Below are 17,205 nucleotides of genomic sequence, written 5' to 3'. Positions count from 1 at the left end.
CTTAGTTAGGGGAGGAACATGAAAGCAGAATTAATTGCTGTTGGAACAGAAATATTGACAGGTCAAATTGTGAATACGAATGCTCAATTCTTGTCAGAAAAATGTGCAGAGCTAGGTATCGATGTATACTTCCACACTGCTGTAGGTGATAATGAACAGCGACTATTGTCTGTACTTGAAATTGCAAGTAAACGAAGTGATCTGGTCATTTTATGTGGTGGTTTAGGTCCTACTGAAGACGACTTGACCAAGCAAACTTTAGCGACATTTTTGCAAAAAGAGTTGGTTGTTGACGAACTAGCGATGGCAAAATTAGACCGTTTTTTTGCCAGTCGACCAGGTCGTGTTCGCACACCTAATAATGAGCGTCAAGCACAGATTGTGGAGGGAAGTCAGGCGCTACAGAACCCAGCTGGTTTAGCTGTAGGTGGTATGATTGAGCAAGATGGTGTGACCTATATTGTTTTGCCTGGCCCACCAAGTGAACTCAAGGCCATGTTTTCTGAGAGTCTGTTACCTTTTTTGACTCAATCTCAGCAACAACTTTACTCGCGTGTCCTACGCTTTTTTGGAATAGGTGAAAGCCAGTTGGTGACTGTTTTAGCGGATTTGATTGACAAGCAGACAGACCCGACTATTGCGCCTTATGCAAAAGTTGGAGAGGTGACGCTTCGTTTATCTACAAAGGCAGATAGCCAGGAAGAAGCGAACGTTCGTTTGAATCAGTTGGAAGAAGAGATATTGCAACGTGACCATTTGAGAGTTTTTTTCTATGCATATGGGGATGACAATAGTTTGGTTAAAACCGTAGCGACTCTTTTAGAGGAAAAGAAACAATCTTTGGGCATCCTAGAGAATGGAACAGGTGGTTTATTACAAGCAGAATTGAGTCTGGCTTTGGCTGGTCAGCCGTATTATAGTGGAGGAAAAATCATCGGTCAGCTAGGGACAGAATCGGGCGGGCTATCAGAAGAAGCAAGTCGCATTCGGGAGGAACTACAAGCTGATTTAGGGCTAGTTGTGTCGGTGGCAGTCAAACCAGAATCAACAGTAGACAACGTACTTGCTAAAGTATATCTAGCCTTGGCCAGTACCTCGGGTATTTCTAAAAAAGAGGTAGATTTAGGAGGTTATTCATGGCAATACCTTCGTCAACTTGCTTGTTTACAGGCGTTAGATTTTGTACGAAACACTTTGTGAAATAGCAGATATTTGCTATAATAGTTTGACTAAGAAAAGAGGAGAAAATCATTGGCTAAGAAACCAGGAAAAAAACTAGAAGATATTACAAAAAAATTTGGAGATGAACGTAAAAAAGCGCTGGATGATGCACTGAAATCTATTGAAAAAGATTTTGGTAAGGGAGCTGTCATGCGTCTCGGTGAACGTGCAGAGCAAAAGGTTCAAGTTATGAGCTCAGGAAGTCTGTCTATTGATATTGCGCTTGGGGCAGGTGGTTATCCCAAAGGGCGTATCATTGAAATTTATGGTCCAGAAAGTTCCGGTAAGACAACAGTTGCTCTTCATGCTGTGGCTCAAGCGCAGAAAGAAGGTGGAATTGCAGCCTTTATTGATGCAGAACATGCTTTGGATCCAGCCTATGCAGCAGCCCTAGGGGTAAATATTGATGAATTACTTTTGTCGCAACCAGACTCAGGTGAACAAGGTCTTGAGATTGCAGGTAAGTTGATTGACTCTGGCGCGGTTGACTTAGTTGTCGTTGACTCTGTAGCAGCCCTTGTACCTCGTGCAGAAATTGATGGTGATATTGGTGATAGTCACGTAGGTTTGCAAGCACGCATGATGAGTCAGGCTATGCGTAAGTTGTCAGCTTCTATCAACAAGACCAAGACAATTGCTATCTTTATCAACCAGTTACGTGAAAAAGTTGGGGTGATGTTTGGTAACCCTGAAACAACACCTGGTGGACGTGCCCTTAAGTTCTATGCATCTGTTCGTATGGATGTCCGCGGAAATACGCAGATCAAAGGTACTGGTGATCAAAAAGATCAAAACGTTGGTAAGGAAACCAAGGTCAAGATTGTGAAGAATAAGGTGGCTCCTCCGTTTAAGGAAGCTATCGTTGAAATCATGTATGGAGAGGGAATTTCTCGCACAGGTGAATTAATCGAGATCGGTAGCAACCTTGGTATTATTCAAAAAGCAGGTGCCTGGTATTCTTATAATGGAGAAAAAATCGGACAAGGCTCTGAAAATGCTAAGAAATTCTTGGCAGACAATCCAGCAATCTTTGATGAAATCGACCGTAAGATTCGTATTCACTATGGTTTGATTGAAGCGGATGAAGAACAAGAAGTAGTGGAAGCAGAAGAAAAGACGATTGCTGTTGAAGATATACAAGATGTTGTACTTGATCTAGATGGTGGGATTGAGTTAGAAGATTAAGATGTTGAAATGGGAGGGAAAGATTTCTCCCTTTTTTCTTTTTTTGGAGAATATCCACGAAAGAAACGTATATTTTGAGGAATTTTAGTTGGGATTTCCGAATTTTCGCCAATAAATTTTGAGTTTTTCTAAAAAATAGGTCTACAGACTGAGTATTTATATGGTATAATGTAATATAATGTGTTTAATAAAATGAAGCAAAGGAGTGACTACATGATAAAAATTTATACAGTATCTAGTTGTACCTCTTGTAAAAAAGCAAAGAATTGGTTGAATGCACATCAACTATCCTATAATGAACACAATTTGGGAAAAGAGCCAATTACAAAAGAAGAAATTCTTAACATCTTAACAAAGACTGAAAATGGGATTGCAAGCATTGTTTCATCGAAAAATCGTTATGCAAAAAGTTTAGACTTTGATATCGAGGAGTTAAGTGTGAACGAAGTAATCGATTTGATTACCTCTAATCCTCGCATTTTAAAAAGTCCAATATTAATTGATGAGAAAAGACTTCAAGTTGGCTATAAGGAAGATGATATTCGTGCATTTTTACCTCGCTCTGTAAGAAATGTTGAGAATGCACAGGCCCGCATGAGAGCAGCTTTATAAATTGTGTTGAGAGAGCTCTAAAATAAAGGGTTCTCTTCGTTTATTTATTTGAGAAAAATGTCTAAATATGGTATAATGACTAGACCATAAAATGAAAGAAGGTGTAAGTATGGGATTCACGGAAGAAACTGTCCGTTTCCGTCTCGATGATACCGATAAGCAGGAAATCAACAAAACATTGATTAGTGTTTATCGTTCTTTGGAAGAGAAGGGCTATAATCCAATTAACCAAATCATCGGTTATGTATTGAGCGGGGACCCTGCTTATATTCCGCGTTATAATGACGCGCGTAACCAGATTCGTAAGCATGAACGTGATGAAATCATTGAAGAATTGGTACGCTATTACCTGAAAGGGAATGGGATAGACCTTTAATGAGAATAATGGGATTAGATGTTGGTTCTAAAACTGTAGGGGTCGCTATTTCAGATCCATTAGGTTTTACAGCTCAAGGTTTGGAAATCATTTCGATTGATGAAGACAAGGGTGAATTTGGCTTGGAACGTTTGACAGAGCTTGTTGAACAATACAAGGTTGATCAGTTTGTTGTTGGCTTACCAAAGAATATGAACAATACAAGTGGCCCTCGAGTAGAAGCTAGTCAAGCTTACGGTGATTTATTAACTGAGCGATACAAACTTCCAGTAGAATATCAGGACGAACGGTTGACAACTGTTGCAGCAGAGCGAATGCTAATTGAACAAGCAGACATTAGTCGAGGAAAACGTAAAAAAGTTATTGACAAATTAGCAGCTCAGCTGATTTTGCAAAATTATTTAGATAGAACATTTTAAAGGAGACACCTATGGCACACCATCACGATCATGAACATGACCATAATCACGACGAACCTGAATTGATTACTTTAGTAGACGATCAAGGTAATGAAACACTTTTTGAAATCTTGTTGACAATTGACGGTCAGGAAGAATTTGGAAAGAACTACGTCCTCCTGATTCCTGCTAGTGCAGAAGAAGATGAGAACGGAGAAGTTGAAATCCAAGCCTACTCATACATTGAAAATGAGAACGGCACAGAAGGAGACTTGCAACCAATTCCAGAAGATGCAACAGCAGAATGGGATATGATTGAAGAAGTTTTCAACAGCTTTATGGAAGAGGAATAAAAAGGTCCAGTGGACCTTTTTATCTTTGAGCCCCAAATTTGAAAAGCGAAAACAAAGGTCCAGTGGACCTTTTTATCTTTGAGCCCCAATTTGAAAAGCGAAAACAAAGGTCCAGTAGACCTTTTTATCTTTGAGCCCCAAATTTGAAAAGCGAAAACAAAAGTCCAGTGGATCTTTTTGGCTCTATAATTTCTGTAGTGGGTAAATCCACCATGGAAATTATGGAGCCTTTTTGAGTATATACAAAAAGTCCCATATGACCTATAATGAAAAGTGCTCAAACTATCATTTTAGAAAGACTCATATGGAACAACTAAATCTTATCACAAATTTTCTCAGAATTAAAGACAAAAATATCGTTATCACTGATGAATATGATACGGGAACCCACCTAGAACTACATGGTCAATTGGACTACACAGCCCCTAAATGCCCAAAATGCAAGTACGAAGTTTTGTAAAGCTGGGGAATGAGATGAGTGGAGAACTGGAAAAGTATTTGAGAGCAAACTCAGATATCATTAGGATTTTGGAAATCGTTAGGGAACTTGATTTAAAAGATTCTTGGCTATGTGCTGGGACGATTCGTAATTTCATCTGGAATCAATACCATTTTGATAAGACAACTGATGTTGATATTGTATTCTTTGACGAAGGAATATCCTATGAGAAAACTTTAGAAATAGAGAACCATTTGCATTATATGTATCCAGAATATAAATGGGAATTAAAAAATCAGGTCTTTATGCATATTCACAGTCCGAACAGTCTTCCTTACCAGTCATCAAAAGATGCAATTGAAAAATTTCCAGAAAGATGTACAGCTGTTGGTGTACGACTGCTAAAAGAGGGAAACATGGAACTGTTCGCCCCATTTGGAATGGAGGATATCTATCGATATAGAGTACAGCCTACCCCTCATTTTTTAGCGGACAAAAACCGTATGCAGCTGTATAAAACGAGAGCTTCTAAGAAGAACTGGGATCAGAAATGGCCGCAAATGATCATTTCATTTGAAGAATAGCTAAATAGATAAGTTCTATTTGGCCTTTTTTTATTTATCCAAATGTATATTCGCGTTGCTTGAATGATGAGAGCAAAATGACCACATTCTCTAAAAAGAGGACATAAATGTCATGTAAAGTATTGCTTGTTTTCGATAAACTATAGCCAATGAATTAAGAAAAAAATTAAGAGGTTAATAGTTTATGAAATTTGAACAAACTTACGCAAAGGTTAGTGGTATTGTACATAAGGCTCGTCAAGAATTTTATATCAAGTTATGGGAAAAGTCAGACTGGGATCAAGAAGGAATGATGGTATTATATGAATTATTAGAAAAACAACCCCAGTTATATGATGATAAAGAAAAATTATATGTATATTTTAAAGTAAAATTTAGAAATCATATAAAGGATGTTATACGCAAGCAAGAAAGTTACAAAAGAAAATTTGACAGAATGGCACATGAAGACATCCATGACCTATCCCATGTTGTGAAATCACCTGGACTGGTTAACGATGAATTTATTCTTCTGCAAGATATGTTACAGTCTTATCGGCAACAGTTAAAATCAGAACAACTAGAGCAATACGAAAAATTGATAGCAGGGCAGAGTTTTAGTGGCCGAAAACAAATGATTCGTGATTTGCAAGACTATTTAGCAGATTTTAAATAAGCTAGGTCAAGACTGGGTAGTATGCATTTTTTCTATCAACTTAAGACGTGTAAAATACCATGATAGGCTATGTGAGATGTCTATGACAGTTTCTCCATTGAATAATAAAAATGAACAAGAAGCCCTCGCTAAGTGAAGAATCTTAGCAAGGGCTTTTGGTTTACGACTTATTGATTTTAATAATCAAAGACAAAACGGATGCGCTCTACTGACGAGCTCTCCCAAAAGCCCAGCCTCCGATTGCTAAAAGAAACAAGGTGATTCATCTAAATTAATTACATATTTACTTTGAATGAAGGAATATCGATTCTTTGTGACTGAATTTTTGTTTTTTACGCAAGGAACCACCTGCCCCTTCGGACAGGTGGTTTCCCACATATCAACTAATCCTCCCTGTAGGGATCGAACCTACGACCCACGGATTAAGAGTCCGCTGCTCTGCCAGCTGAGCTAAGGAAGGATAAAAAAATAAAAATGCTGTATTGGTACCGGTTATCCATGATTTGTATTGATCCCGCACGCTAGAAGCAGGTGGGTGACACGTTTCTGACTTAGTTGCTTCTGGGTGCGCCAGCTTGCATACTGTCAGAAGATCTTTGTCTCCCTAATAATACAAAAATAGTCGGTCAACACATAGGTATGGATTCGTATACCACAGCAGTTCTTATCTATAATCTAATCTTACCACTTTTTTTAGAAAAATCAAGAGAAAAAATCAAAATATGTAAGCGCCACCAAAATATTATTGGTTAAAAACCTTGTGTTATCAAGGTTTCATCTATTATTTTTTTTCAAATTTTTTATCTTTTCTTGGGTCATACCCAAGGCACGCTCGTATTTACCGGTGTCATTGGCGGTAAAGTAGTCCGCATGAAGTAACTTATCGGGCAGGTATTGCTGGTCCACCCATTTTTCAGGATAGGCATGCGGATACTGGTAGCCAATGGCATTTCCCAGCTCCTTACTTCCAGCATAATGACCGTCTCGCAGGTGATTTGGAATAGGCAGATGACCGTTTTTCCGCAAATCAGCCAGAGCTGCATCCATAGCCTGATAGGCAGAATTAGACTTAGGTGAGAGAGCCAAATCAACGACCACGTTGGCAATCATAATCCGTGCTTCTGGAAAACCAATTTTCTGGGCAGCTTCAAGGGCGGTCACCGTATGGATTTGTGCCTCTGGATTGGCCAAGCCGATGTCTTCATAGGCAATGACCGTCAAGCGACGAGCCAGACTAGGCAGGTCCTCTGCCTCAATCAAACGGGCGGCGTAGTGGAGGCTGGCATTGACATCGCTGCCTCGAATAGATTTTTGCAGGGCTGAGAGAATATCGTAGTGGGCATCGCCGTTCTTGTCCATGCTGATGTAGGACTTTTGCAGGCTATTTTCCACGGCATCCAGATCAATGTGGCGACTACCATCATCACTTTCCTTGGTCGAAAGCACAGCCAATTCTAGCGAATTATAGGCAGCTCGCAGGTCACCGTTGGTAGCATTGGCTAGGAAGTCCAGAGCCTCCGGTTCAATGGTGACAGGGAAGTCAAATCCACGTTCGCTGTCTGTCAGAGCCAGTTCCAAGGCTTGTCGGATGTGGCTGGTTTGCAAAGGCTGCAATTCAAAAATCTGCACCCGACTACGAATGGCAGGCAGAATTGAGAAAAATGGATTTTCCGTCGTTGCCCCAATCATGATGATATTGCCATTTTCCAAGAGAGGAAGCAGGAAGTCCTGTTTGGTCTTGTTGAGCCGGTGGATTTCATCGAGCAGGAGAACCAAACCACCGGAAAACTTAGCTTCTTCAGCGATTTCCTGGAGGCGCTTTTGGTTGTCCGTCGTGGCATTAAAGGTTCGAAAGGCATACTTGGTCGTACCAGCGATTGCGGACGCAATCGAGGTCTTGCCAATCCCTGGCGGACCGTAGAGAATCATGGACGACAGCATATTGGCATCAATCATGCGACGGATAATCCTTCCAGGACCGACCAGGTGTTCCTGACCGATGACTTCATCAATGGATTTGGGCCTCATACGAAGGGCGAGATTGGCTGGCATAGGCTTCCTTTCAGTGTATTTATGGTATAATCATTATACTACAATTTTAAGATTTGGAGAGAAACGAAGATGGTGGAGTTGACGGTGAGTGTTTTGGAAGAATACTTGCGTGACCACTATGGGACGACAGTTCCCGAGCAAAGTCTCTTTATGAAATTAGTGGAAGAAATTGGTGAAGTGGCAGAGCTGTTGAACAAGCGTGCAGGCCGCAAGATGATGGACGGCGAAGAAGATAGCTCTGTGCTTGTCTGGCAGAAGAACTAGCTGACGTTATTCACTATGCTGTAGCCTTGGCAGCGGTGAATCAACTAGATTTAACCAAGTCCATTTTGGAGAAAGACGAGCGGGCTTCCGTCAAATACGGTCGAGAAATAAATTTATTGGAATTTATAGAAAAGAGGAAATAGAATGGCGAACCAAGGATTTTTAGATGTGCTGGAAGTGGCACTGGACAAACATTTTACCTACGATTACGAGCTTAACTGGGACAAGAAAAACCACGCAGTTGAGTTGGCTTTCATCTTGGAAGCACAAAATGCGGCTGGGATTGAAACGGTGGATGACGAAGGCAATGCGTCTTCTGAGGATATTTTCTTGGAGGAGTATGTCCTTTTCTATAACCAGGGCAAGTCTCGCTTTGACGAGGAAGACTACCTGGTCGCTCTGCCATTTGACGCCAAGAAGGGCTTTTCAGCGGAGTTTCTGACCTACTTCGCAGGTTTTCTCAAAGATACCGCCGACCAAGGTTTAGATGACCTCATGGACTTTTTGGCGGACCCAGAAGCCCAAGAATTTGCGATTGCATGGGATAGAGAGGCTTTTGAAAAAGGCAGAGCAGAATTGCTGGAAGGGGAATTTTACCCATATCCGAGGTATTAGGCGATTTAGCTGCTGAAGAAAGGATGAAATGATGGTCGTTGTCGAACAAGCATTGGATTTTATTGGAAGCAAGGTCGCCCTGCTCTGTGACGACAAGGTGCTGACGATTTTGCGGGATGATAAACCGACCATTCCCTATCCAAATCACTGGGATTTGCCGGGTGGTGGAAGGGAGAATGGTGAGACAGCCTTCGAATGTCTGCAACGTGAAATCGTGGAAGAGCTAGGCATTCGCATTGACGAGACAGCTATTCTGTGGCAGAAAGCCTATCCCAGTGTGACAAAGCCGACCAAACAATCGGTGTTTATGGTTGGAAGAATAAGGCAAGAGCAAGTGGATGAGATTGTTTTTGGCGATGAGGGGCAGGGCTATCAGATGATGACCGTTTCCGAATTTTTAGAGCATGAGCAGGTTATCCCACAGCTCCAAGCTCGCTTGCGGGATTATTTACAGGAGCGGGTGGATGGCAAAACGACAGTCGATCAAACCTGAGCAATACTTAACTTTATTGTGAAAGTTTGCTATTCTAAAAATAAAAAAAGCGTTGAGCGGTAACTCAACGCCTTGTAGGATCGCCAAACGGTGGTTCAGTTCGTTAGATTAAATAACCGTCAGAACTGTGTCAAAGTTTGCTGACGGTTATTTTTTATCTCGAATAGCTAAAATGATGACGATTATCAAGCTCAGCATTTCAACAAGTAGACCTGATAAATATAAATCCAGAGTTCTCCGACGTGAGAGTTTTGAAACGATATTTTTCAAAACTCGAGCTAGTGCGTGCCTTAGACAAATCTTATAGGATTTGTCGTTGCCAGATGAGTAAGTTTACTTACCATCTGGCATGGGCTAGCCTTTCTAGCAGATTTGCTGTCCACTTTCATGGGCATCACCTCCGTTCAGAAACTTGGAACCGCCGTCTCAAACCTTCCTACACATGTTTATTCGCAGTGCGATTAGAAAATTTTCGAAAAAGTATTATTAGGGCTCCATCGCGCAACATTAACTTGTAAAAAAGGCTAGAAATCGGTACAATAATACAGTGATTGACGCATAGAAAAGAAAAGGAACAACAAACATGAACTCATGGCAAGAATTAACGGTTCACGTGCATCGTGATGCAGAAGAGGCAGTTTCAAATCTCATGATTGAAACGGGCAGTCAGGGAGTGGCCATTAGCGACTCGGCTGACTATGTGGGACAGGAGGACCGTTTTGGTGAACTCTATCCCGAAGTGGAGCAGTCAGATATGATTGCGATTACGGCCTATTATCCTGATACTGTAGATATTGAGGAAGTTAAGGCAGACTTGGCGACTCGCTTGGCGGATTTGACAGGCTTTGGCTTGGAGATTGGTCAGGTCAGTCTAGAAAGTCAGGAACTGGCAGAGGAAGACTGGGCGGACAACTGGAAGAAATACTATGAACCAGCGCGCATTACCCATGATTTGACCATTGTGCCATCTTGGACAGACTACGAGGCGACAGCAGGTGAGAAAATTATCCGCTTGGATCCAGGCATGGCTTTCGGTACGGGTACCCACCCGACGACCAAGATGAGCCTCTTTGCTCTTTCTCAGGTCCTTCGTGGTGGCGAAACGGTCATTGACGTCGGCACAGGCTCAGGTGTTCTCTCCATTGCAAGTTCTCTCTTGGGTGCCAAGGAGATTTACGCCTATGACTTGGACGAGGTGGCGGTGCGTGTGGCCCAGGAAAACATTGACCTCAATGCCCACACCAGCAACATCCATGTCGCGGCAGGCGACCTGCTTCGTGGCGTTGATATTGAAGCAGAAGTCATCGTTGCCAACATCTTGGCGGATATTCTCATCCATCTGACGGAGGATGCCTACCGTCTGGTCAAGGACGAGGGCTACCTAATTATGAGCGGTATCATAGCGGAAAAGTGGGACATGGTGCGAGCATCTGCGGAGGCGGCTGGATTCTTTCTTGAGACCCACATGATTCAAGGTGAGTGGAATTGCTGTATCTTCAAGAAAACGGCGGACCGCTCAGGTGTGATTGGAGGCTAGGATGCAGCAGTATTTTGTCAATGGCAGAGCACCGCAGGGCATTTTCCAGATTAAGGATAAGGACACTGCCAAGCATATGTTTTCTGTCATGCGCTTGCAGGCAGATGAACAGATTGTCCTAGTCTTTGACGACGGGATTAAACGCTTGGCACGGGTAGTGGACAGCCAAAGCCAATCGGTTGAAATCATCGAAGAACTGGCAGACAATGTCGAATTACCCGTTTCCGTCACTATTGCCATGGGCTTCCCCAAGGGAGATAAGCTCGAATTTGTCGCCCAAAAGGCAACGGAATTAGGCATGATAGCCCTCTGGGCCTTTCCAGCTGACTGGTCAGTGGTCAAATGGGATGGTAAAAAATTAGGCAAAAAAGTAGAGAAGCTAGAAAAAATCGCCCAAGGTGCAGCCGAACAAAGCAAACGCAATCGCATTCCAGCAATTCGCTTGTTCGAGAAAAAAACGGATTTCCTAGCTCAGTTGACAGGATTTGACCAGATTATCTTAGCCTACGAAGAGGCTGCAAAAGCGGGCGAACAAGCCAATTTGGTGAAGGCCTTATCTAGTTTAGAAACTGGTCAATCAGTCCTTGTCATTGTCGGTCCAGAAGGTGGCGTATCGCCTGAGGAAGTAGCCGCATTTGAAGGAGCAGGAGCGGTCAAGACAGGTCTTGGTCCTCGTATCTTACGAGCAGAAACGGCTCCACTCTATGCTCTTTCTGCTATTAGCTACGCGACGGAGTTGTTGAGGTAGTATGTGTTTGCTTTAGGAACGATTATCAATACCTTGGCCATTGCCCTAGCAGGTTTGCTAGGGTCTTGGTTTGGGCATTTACTAAAAGAACGCCATCAGTCGGGGTTGACGATGGCGATTGGTGTTGCTGTTCTTTTTCTGGGGATTTCTGGTAGTTTAGAGGGGTTACTGACAGTTGTAGATGGTCAGATCACAAGTCAGAATAGTATGCTTCTGGTCATTAGTTTGGCGTTAGGAACCTTGGTGGGGGAAGTACTCCATATCGAAGGTTGGTTTGAGCAACTTGGTGTTTGGCTCCGTGAAAAATCGGGAAATAGTCAAGATTCTCAGTTTTTAGATGCCTTTTTGACAGCTTCCTTGACTGTTTGTATTGGAGCTATGGCCATTATTGGTTCTATTCAAGATGGTTTGACGGGAGATTACCGTTTATTAGCTATTAAAAGCATTTTGGATTTTATAATTATTTTGATTATGACATCTAGTTTAGGTAAGGGAGCAGGGTTTTCGGCCGTACCCGTCTTCTTTTTCCAGGGCTCAGTAATAATTTTGGCACGTTTGCTTCAACCGATTATGACGGAACAAGCACTTGCGAACCTTTCTCTAATAGGGTCAGTTCTTATTTTTTGTGTCGGAGTTAATATTGTTTGGGATCGAAAAATCCGCGTGGCCAATATGTTGCTAGCTATTCTTATTGCGGTGATTTGGAGCCATTTTGTATAAGAAAACCAGGATTCCCCTGGTTTTTACTGTTTTCGTTCAAATTGCAAGAGGCTGACCTGCCCCAAGCCCTTCCAGACCTCCTCGACTTGCCCGACCTGTTGAAAATCATTTTTCAGGAGTACCTGCTGAGAAGCATAGTTTTCTGGCAGGACAAAGGCGACGATTGTTGTTATCGGGCATTCTTCTAGTAGGAAATGGCAGAGCAGACTGACTGCTCGGCTAGCCAGACCTTGATTCCAGAAAGCATGATGAAGACGGTAGCCAATGGTCACCGACGCAGTTCGTTTTTTGTAGTCGAAAACTTCCAAGACGCCAATCAATTTTCCTTGAAATTCTAGTCCTAAAAACAACCTTTTTTTCTTATTAAAATCACGTTGGAAATGACTGATTCGTTTGCGAAGGGTTTCTTTACTTTTAGTTGATGTGTTAGGAGTGTATTGGAAATGAAGGGGATTGGAATAGATTTCCCAAAGATTGTCTAGATCACTTTCTTGGATGTGTCGTAGTAAAATCGGAGGGTGGTCAAGAAATGGAATAGTGTCAAATAATGTATTAGTCATAAAGATAGTATATCTGAAAAGTAGACTTTCTCAAACCTTTCAGCGCTATCCTTTTTCTTTTTTCATGAAAATGGTAAAATAGTAGGAAATATAAGAGGAAGAGTAATGACATGAAAGAAATAAATTATACTGGGGAGGAAGTGGTTGCCTTAACGGCGACCTACTTACCGGAAGAAGATGTTGCCTTTGTCAAAAAAGCATTAGATTTTGCTACAGAAGCGCACAAAACACAATTTCGTAAATCAGGTGAGCCCTATATTGTACACCCTATTCAGGTGGCAGGTATTTTAGCAGGTCTCAAGCTAGATGCGGTGACGGTTGCATGTGGTTTCTTACATGACGTGGTTGAAGATACAGAGGTGACCTTGGATGAGATGGAAGCTGAATTTGGCCCGGAAGTCCGCCATATTGTCGGCGGTGTGACCAAACTGGGTAAGGTTGAATATAAATCTCATGAAGAACAACTAGCAGAAAACCACCGAAATATGCTAATTGCTATGTCTCAAGATATGCGGGTGATTTTGGTTAAACTCGCTGACCGCTTACATAACATGCGGACTCTTAAGCACTTGCGCAAGGACAAGCAGGAACGTATTTCACGTGAAACAATGGAAATCTATGCACCTCTTGCTCACCGCTTAGGTATTTCTTCCATTAAGTGGGAATTGGAGGACATGTCTTTCCGCTATCTCAATGAAGTTGAATTTTATAAAATTACGCATATGATGCGTGAGAAGCGCCGTGAGCGTGAGGAATTAGTGACTGAAGTCGTCAACAAACTGCGAGAGTATACAGAGGAACGCCATCTTCACGGACAAATCTATGGTCGTCCAAAACATATTTATTCTATTTATAGGAAAATGCATGATAAGAGGAAGCGTTTTGATGAGTTGTACGATTTGACTGCTATTCGTTGTATCATGGATACTCAAAGTGATGTTTATGCGATGCTAGGTTACATACATGAGTTGTGGAAACCAATGCCAGGAAGATTTAAAGATTATATCGCAAATCAGAAAGCAAATGGTTACCAATCCATTCATACGACTGTATATGGGCCTAAAGGTCCAATCGAATTTCAAATTCGTACTGTAGAGATGCACCAAGTTGCAGAGTACGGGGTTGCAGCACACTGGGCCTATAAGCGTGGTGGTAAGGCAACCGCTTCTGAAAAAGAATTGCGTTGGATTAATAATTTGATCGAACTTCAAGAAGGTGCTGGTGGAGATGCTCAAACCTTTGTAGATTCTGTCAAAGAAGACATTTTTACAGAACGAATTTATGTCTTCACTCCTGATGGTGCGGTACGGGAACTGCCTAAGGACTCTGTGCCAATCGACTTCGCATATGAAATTCATACCAAGGTAGGTGAGCGAGCGACAGGTGCTAAAGTCAACGGTCGCATGGTCCCTCTGACAACCAAACTCAAAACAGGGGATCAGGTAGAAATTATTACTTCAGCCAATTCCTTTGGTCCGAGTCGTGACTGGATTAATCTTGTAAAAACCCATAAAGCCCGTAACAAAATCAAGCAGTTCTTTAAAAATCAAGATAAGGAATTATCGGTTTCCAAAGGACGTGAGATGCTTCAAAGCTTGCTTCAAGAAAATGGCTACGTTCCGAACCAGTATCTAGATCGTCGTCACATGGATGAAGTTTTGCAAAAGACCGGCTATAAAACAGACGAGGCACTTTATGCGGCAGTCGGTTTTGGAGAAGTTTCTGCTGTGTCAATCTTCAATCGTTTGACAGAAAAGGAACGTCGTGAGGCCGAACGTGCCAAGGCAAAAGCGGTAGCAGATGAACTGGTTAATGGTGGAGAGGTCAAACACGACAATAAAGACAGTTTAAAAATCCGACACGAGGGTGGTGTGGTTATCGAGGGCGCTTCTGACTTGCTGATTCGGATTGCCAAATGTTGTAATCCAGTACCGGGTGATGAAATTGTTGGTTATATCACCAAGGGGCGTGGGGTGGCTGTTCACCGTGTGAACTGTATGAACCTTAAGAGTCAAGAAAATTACGATGTGCGCTTAATTGATGTTGACTGGGAAGATGATAATTCAACAAAAGAGTACATGGCCAATATTGATATTTATGGACTGAATCGCTCGGGACTTCTCAATGATGTTTTGAAAGTATTGACTAATGCTAGCAAAAACATTTCGTCTGTTAATGCACAACCAACCAAGGATATGAAATTTGCGACGATTCACGTATCCTTTGGGATTTCCAATTTGGCAACCTTGACAAGTTTGGTCGACAAAATTAAGTCGGTTCCAGAGGTTTATTCAGTGAAAAGGACCAACGGATAAGATGAAAATAGTATTACAACGTGTTTCTCAAGCTAGTGTGACTATCGAAGATATGGTACATGGGCAGATCAAGCAAGGCCTTCTTCTTTTGGTCGGTATTGGTCCGGAAGATGGTCAAGAAGATTTAGATTATGCTGTGCGAAAAATCGTTAGTATGCGGATATTTTCAGATGAGGCAGGTAAGATGAACAAATCTGTTCAAGATGTGGAAGGCAAGATATTATCCATTTCTCAATTTACTCTTTTTGCGGATACAAAAAAAGGTAATCGCCCTGCATTTACAGGAGCGGCAGCTCCTGCTATGGCTAGTCAACTCTATGATGAGTTTAATCAGGCCTTGTCTGAATTTGTACCAGTCGAGGTGGGTGTCTTTGGGGCTGATATGCAGGTCAGTCTAGTCAATGATGGACCAGTTACCATTATCTTAGATACAAAAAACAGGTAAGAATTTCAGAAATAGTCTGTACTCTCTATCTCTATTTTGATATACTAATGTCGAAAGGTAGTCATGGAAGCTGGTTATGAAAAAATTGTTCACCAATCATTTCTTTTATTTGACGATTGCATTTATTTTGATTCTAGTGATTTTCTTTAGCGGAGTGGATAAACGCTGGATTATTCTTGTGAGTTTTCTTTACTTCATCCCTTCGCAGATTTTATATCGGCGCAGACTGAGAGAAAAATTAAGTGAAGACCGGCAGTAATGTCGGTTTTTTTAAAATTGTAAAGTGTGAAAATATCCAGTTGATTACTAGAGGCTATAGTGGTGTGACTCGAATTAACATATTTATACGTAATAACTGATAGATGTGGATAATAAAGTGGGTGTGACGGGTTTCATTCATTCTAGTAAAGAAGACACCAAAAACCAATCGCTCTGTTTGAACAGCTCCCTGTCAAGTGGACAATGAAATAATAAAATTTTAGGCGACGGCCTTGTTCCTCATTTCAAGAGGGGCAAGGCCGTTTTTGCGCTCTTGAAAACGTTGATGATTGTAAAAATAGATGTAGGCATCAATATCTGAAACTAGCTCCTCAAAAGTCATATATTTCTTCAAATCATAGCACTCCGTCTTAAAGTGCCCAAAGAAACTCTCAATTGGTGCATTGTCAATACACTTACCAACACGAGACATGGAGCGGGTCATCTGATACTGGGTAGTTAAACGGTAATAATCCTTCGAAGTATACTGCGAACCTCGGTCGCTGTGAATTAAAGGTGTCGCATTAGGATTAGCTTTTTGTGCTTTACGAAGTGTTTCCAATACCAATTCGTTATCATTAAATTGACCAACTACATAGGCGACAATTGAGCCGTCGTAAAGATCCTTAATAGCACTCAAATAGGCTTTACAGCTGAAACCGTACTTCAAGAAAGTCACATCTGTACACCATTTCTGATTTGGAGCAGTAGCTGTAAAATTACGATTGAGAATGTTGTCCTCTACATTGACAAAGCTAGTCTTAGTACAATAACCCTTGGCTCTTCTGATAATGGAACGTAGACCTAGAATGTGCATCAATCGTCGAATCCGTTTCTTGTTGTAGCTGGTTCCAAGCTTGCGATTGACAAATAGCGTCATACGACGATAACCAAGAATACCATTATGTTGGCTATGAAGGTCCTTGATGACATTCATCAATCCTAAATTTTCCTGTTCAGAAGCTGTTTCCTGATGTTGTAACCACTTATAGTAGCCTGAGCGAGATACCTTTAGAATACGGCACAAGTGGCTGATAGAAGCCTCTTCCTGTTCATCCGCATATTCTTTAATCGCTTGGAAGGATTCCAAGTGGCGACCTAGTCTTACCATCGGTTTCGTCGTTTGATTTCTTCTAACTTTTTTAGCAGGCCGTTCTCCATTTCAAGATACTTAATCCGCTCTTCCTGTTGCTTGATTTTGAGGCGTAACTCTTCTTCTGGAGTCAGATTAGGCTTGCTTTCCAGGCCTTTCCCACGACGATCTAGGAGACCGTTAGAACCATCCTTCTCGAACTTTCTGACCCAAGAATAGACCTGTTGGTAGGAAACACCATACTTCTCAACAGCCCCTTGGTAATCTTTCTCGTGGGCAAGG

The 17,205-nt window shown here is 41.8% G+C and carries 18 protein-coding genes, 1 tRNA gene, 1 other RNA gene and 3 pseudogenes; 18 read left to right on the top strand and 5 right to left on the bottom strand.

Annotation, left to right across the window (positions count from 1 at the left end; all coding sequences use genetic code 11):
* Positions 1–18: 18 nt before the first annotated feature.
* The 9 genes and pseudogenes from ACPC58_RS04695 (at position 19) to ACPC58_RS04655 (ending at position 5,823) form a co-directional block, all read left to right on the top strand.
* The gene (locus tag ACPC58_RS04695; RefSeq protein ID WP_217374496.1) at positions 19–1,200 is read left to right on the top strand and encodes a competence/damage-inducible protein A; all 1,182 of its coding nucleotides are present in this window, start codon (positions 19–21) and stop codon (positions 1,198–1,200) included.
* Between the two features lie 51 nt (positions 1,201–1,251).
* Positions 1,252–2,406: a recombinase RecA gene (gene recA, locus ACPC58_RS04690; RefSeq protein WP_172036461.1), complete on the top strand. Its 1,155-nt coding sequence runs from the start codon at positions 1,252–1,254 to the stop codon at positions 2,404–2,406.
* 213 nt (positions 2,407–2,619) lie between these two features.
* A complete protein-coding gene (spx, locus tag ACPC58_RS04685) occupies positions 2,620–3,018 on the top strand; it encodes a transcriptional regulator Spx (RefSeq protein WP_217374497.1) in 399 nt (132 codons plus the stop codon).
* A 109-nt stretch (positions 3,019–3,127) separates the two neighbouring features.
* Positions 3,128–3,394, top strand: a complete 267-nt coding sequence (locus tag ACPC58_RS04680) for an IreB family regulatory phosphoprotein (protein ID WP_130554425.1) — start codon at positions 3,128–3,130, stop codon at positions 3,392–3,394.
* The gene (gene ruvX, locus ACPC58_RS04675; protein ID WP_277837253.1) at positions 3,394–3,813 is read left to right on the top strand and encodes a Holliday junction resolvase RuvX; all 420 of its coding nucleotides are present in this window, start codon (positions 3,394–3,396) and stop codon (positions 3,811–3,813) included. Before ACPC58_RS04680 ends, ruvX begins: the two co-directional genes overlap by 1 nt.
* Positions 3,814–3,824: 11 nt before the next feature.
* Positions 3,825–4,145 (top strand): DUF1292 domain-containing protein, encoded by a 321-nt coding sequence (locus tag ACPC58_RS04670; RefSeq protein WP_024392832.1) that lies wholly within the window; start codon positions 3,825–3,827, stop codon positions 4,143–4,145.
* 304 nt (positions 4,146–4,449) lie between these two features.
* Positions 4,450–4,590 (top strand): annotated as a pseudogene (locus ACPC58_RS04665) (ISL3 family transposase); the annotation flags it as partial.
* 29 nt (positions 4,591–4,619) lie between these two features.
* Complete coding sequence (locus tag ACPC58_RS04660) at positions 4,620–5,168, top strand: nucleotidyltransferase family protein (RefSeq protein WP_277837254.1); 549 nt, start codon at positions 4,620–4,622, stop codon at positions 5,166–5,168.
* Positions 5,169–5,352: 184 nt separating this feature from the next.
* Complete coding sequence (locus ACPC58_RS04655) at positions 5,353–5,823, top strand: sigma-70 family RNA polymerase sigma factor (RefSeq protein WP_277837255.1); 471 nt, start codon at positions 5,353–5,355, stop codon at positions 5,821–5,823.
* A gap of 387 nt (positions 5,824–6,210) precedes the next feature.
* On the opposite strand, the gene ACPC58_RS04650 is transcribed toward ACPC58_RS04655, so the two are convergent.
* The 3 genes from ACPC58_RS04650 to ACPC58_RS04640 form a co-directional block, all read right to left on the bottom strand.
* Positions 6,211–6,283, bottom strand: a tRNA-Lys gene (locus tag ACPC58_RS04650).
* A 10-nt stretch (positions 6,284–6,293) separates the two neighbouring features.
* Positions 6,294–6,487, bottom strand: a non-coding RNA gene (ssrS, locus tag ACPC58_RS04645) — 6S RNA.
* A gap of 110 nt (positions 6,488–6,597) precedes the next feature.
* The gene (locus tag ACPC58_RS04640; protein WP_277837256.1) at positions 6,598–7,875 is read right to left on the bottom strand and encodes a replication-associated recombination protein A; all 1,278 of its coding nucleotides are present in this window, start codon (positions 7,873–7,875) and stop codon (positions 6,598–6,600) included.
* 69 nt (positions 7,876–7,944) lie between these two features.
* On the opposite strand from ACPC58_RS04640, the pseudogene ACPC58_RS04635 reads away from it, so the two are divergent.
* The 6 genes and pseudogenes from ACPC58_RS04635 to ACPC58_RS04610 all read left to right on the top strand — a co-directional run bounded on the left by ACPC58_RS04635 (position 7,945) and on the right by ACPC58_RS04610 (position 12,252).
* A pseudogene (locus tag ACPC58_RS04635) lies at positions 7,945–8,282 on the top strand (MazG nucleotide pyrophosphohydrolase domain-containing protein).
* A gap of 1 nt (position 8,283) precedes the next feature.
* Positions 8,284–8,754, top strand: coding sequence for a DUF3013 family protein (locus tag ACPC58_RS04630; protein ID WP_434065396.1), 471 nt, complete (start codon positions 8,284–8,286; stop codon positions 8,752–8,754).
* Between the two features lie 28 nt (positions 8,755–8,782).
* Positions 8,783–9,247, top strand: coding sequence for an NUDIX hydrolase (locus tag ACPC58_RS04625; protein ID WP_398577300.1), 465 nt, complete (start codon positions 8,783–8,785; stop codon positions 9,245–9,247).
* A 583-nt stretch (positions 9,248–9,830) separates the two neighbouring features.
* Complete coding sequence (gene prmA / locus ACPC58_RS04620; protein ID WP_434065395.1) at positions 9,831–10,784, top strand: 50S ribosomal protein L11 methyltransferase; 954 nt, start codon at positions 9,831–9,833, stop codon at positions 10,782–10,784.
* 1 nt (position 10,785) lies between these two features.
* Complete coding sequence (locus ACPC58_RS04615) at positions 10,786–11,532, top strand: 16S rRNA (uracil(1498)-N(3))-methyltransferase (protein WP_434065394.1); 747 nt, start codon at positions 10,786–10,788, stop codon at positions 11,530–11,532.
* 3 nt (positions 11,533–11,535) lie between these two features.
* The gene (locus ACPC58_RS04610) at positions 11,536–12,252 is read left to right on the top strand and encodes a DUF554 domain-containing protein (RefSeq protein WP_434065393.1); all 717 of its coding nucleotides are present in this window, start codon (positions 11,536–11,538) and stop codon (positions 12,250–12,252) included.
* A 23-nt stretch (positions 12,253–12,275) separates the two neighbouring features.
* Here ACPC58_RS04610 and ACPC58_RS04605 read toward each other — a convergent pair whose 3' ends face one another.
* Positions 12,276–12,812: a GNAT family N-acetyltransferase gene (locus ACPC58_RS04605; RefSeq protein ID WP_024391544.1), complete on the bottom strand. Its 537-nt coding sequence runs from the start codon at positions 12,810–12,812 to the stop codon at positions 12,276–12,278.
* Positions 12,813–12,922: 110 nt separating this feature from the next.
* Between ACPC58_RS04605 and ACPC58_RS04600 the strand changes: the two genes are divergently transcribed.
* From ACPC58_RS04600 to ACPC58_RS04590, 3 genes are all read left to right on the top strand, one after another.
* Positions 12,923–15,127: a RelA/SpoT family protein gene (locus ACPC58_RS04600; protein WP_274504443.1), complete on the top strand. Its 2,205-nt coding sequence runs from the start codon at positions 12,923–12,925 to the stop codon at positions 15,125–15,127.
* 1 nt (position 15,128) lies between these two features.
* Positions 15,129–15,572, top strand: a complete 444-nt coding sequence (gene dtd / locus ACPC58_RS04595) for a D-aminoacyl-tRNA deacylase (RefSeq protein ID WP_130554438.1) — start codon at positions 15,129–15,131, stop codon at positions 15,570–15,572.
* Between the two features lie 76 nt (positions 15,573–15,648).
* Positions 15,649–15,831: a hypothetical protein gene (locus tag ACPC58_RS04590; RefSeq protein ID WP_217374505.1), complete on the top strand. Its 183-nt coding sequence runs from the start codon at positions 15,649–15,651 to the stop codon at positions 15,829–15,831.
* A 219-nt stretch (positions 15,832–16,050) separates the two neighbouring features.
* On the opposite strand, the pseudogene ACPC58_RS04585 reads toward ACPC58_RS04590, so the two are convergent.
* A pseudogene (locus ACPC58_RS04585) lies at positions 16,051–17,205 on the bottom strand (IS3 family transposase); the annotation flags it as partial.

The sequence above is a fragment of the Streptococcus sp. VTCC 12905 genome (assembly GCF_049893385.1).
Taxonomy (GTDB): Bacteria; Bacillota; Bacilli; order Lactobacillales; family Streptococcaceae; genus Streptococcus; species Streptococcus suis_AA.
This window is presented reverse-complemented; position numbering and strand designations above follow the sequence as displayed.

What these genes read in the sequence shown, in the direction of transcription:
- ACPC58_RS04695 (WP_217374496.1), top strand. Translation starts at nt 19, where the DNA reads ATGAAAGCAGAATTAATTGCTGTTGGAACAGAAATATTGACAGGTCAA.
- spx (WP_217374497.1), top strand. Translation starts at nt 2,620, where the DNA reads ATGATAAAAATTTATACAGTATCTAGTTGTACCTCTTGTAAAAAAGCA.
- ACPC58_RS04680 (WP_130554425.1), top strand. Translation starts at nt 3,128, where the DNA reads ATGGGATTCACGGAAGAAACTGTCCGTTTCCGTCTCGATGATACCGAT.
- ruvX (WP_277837253.1), top strand. Translation starts at nt 3,394, where the DNA reads ATGAGAATAATGGGATTAGATGTTGGTTCTAAAACTGTAGGGGTCGCT.
- ACPC58_RS04670 (WP_024392832.1), top strand. Translation starts at nt 3,825, where the DNA reads ATGGCACACCATCACGATCATGAACATGACCATAATCACGACGAACCT.
- ACPC58_RS04660 (WP_277837254.1), top strand. Translation starts at nt 4,620, where the DNA reads ATGAGTGGAGAACTGGAAAAGTATTTGAGAGCAAACTCAGATATCATT.
- ACPC58_RS04655 (WP_277837255.1), top strand. Translation starts at nt 5,353, where the DNA reads ATGAAATTTGAACAAACTTACGCAAAGGTTAGTGGTATTGTACATAAG.
- ACPC58_RS04640 (WP_277837256.1), bottom strand. Translation starts at nt 7,875, where the DNA reads ATGCCAGCCAATCTCGCCCTTCGTATGAGGCCCAAATCCATTGATGAA.
- ACPC58_RS04630 (WP_434065396.1), top strand. Translation starts at nt 8,284, where the DNA reads ATGGCGAACCAAGGATTTTTAGATGTGCTGGAAGTGGCACTGGACAAA.
- ACPC58_RS04625 (WP_398577300.1), top strand. Translation starts at nt 8,783, where the DNA reads ATGATGGTCGTTGTCGAACAAGCATTGGATTTTATTGGAAGCAAGGTC.
- prmA (WP_434065395.1), top strand. Translation starts at nt 9,831, where the DNA reads ATGAACTCATGGCAAGAATTAACGGTTCACGTGCATCGTGATGCAGAA.
- ACPC58_RS04615 (WP_434065394.1), top strand. Translation starts at nt 10,786, where the DNA reads ATGCAGCAGTATTTTGTCAATGGCAGAGCACCGCAGGGCATTTTCCAG.
- ACPC58_RS04605 (WP_024391544.1), bottom strand. Translation starts at nt 12,812, where the DNA reads ATGACTAATACATTATTTGACACTATTCCATTTCTTGACCACCCTCCG.
- ACPC58_RS04600 (WP_274504443.1), top strand. Translation starts at nt 12,923, where the DNA reads ATGAAAGAAATAAATTATACTGGGGAGGAAGTGGTTGCCTTAACGGCG.
- dtd (WP_130554438.1), top strand. Translation starts at nt 15,129, where the DNA reads ATGAAAATAGTATTACAACGTGTTTCTCAAGCTAGTGTGACTATCGAA.
- ACPC58_RS04590 (WP_217374505.1), top strand. Translation starts at nt 15,649, where the DNA reads ATGAAAAAATTGTTCACCAATCATTTCTTTTATTTGACGATTGCATTT.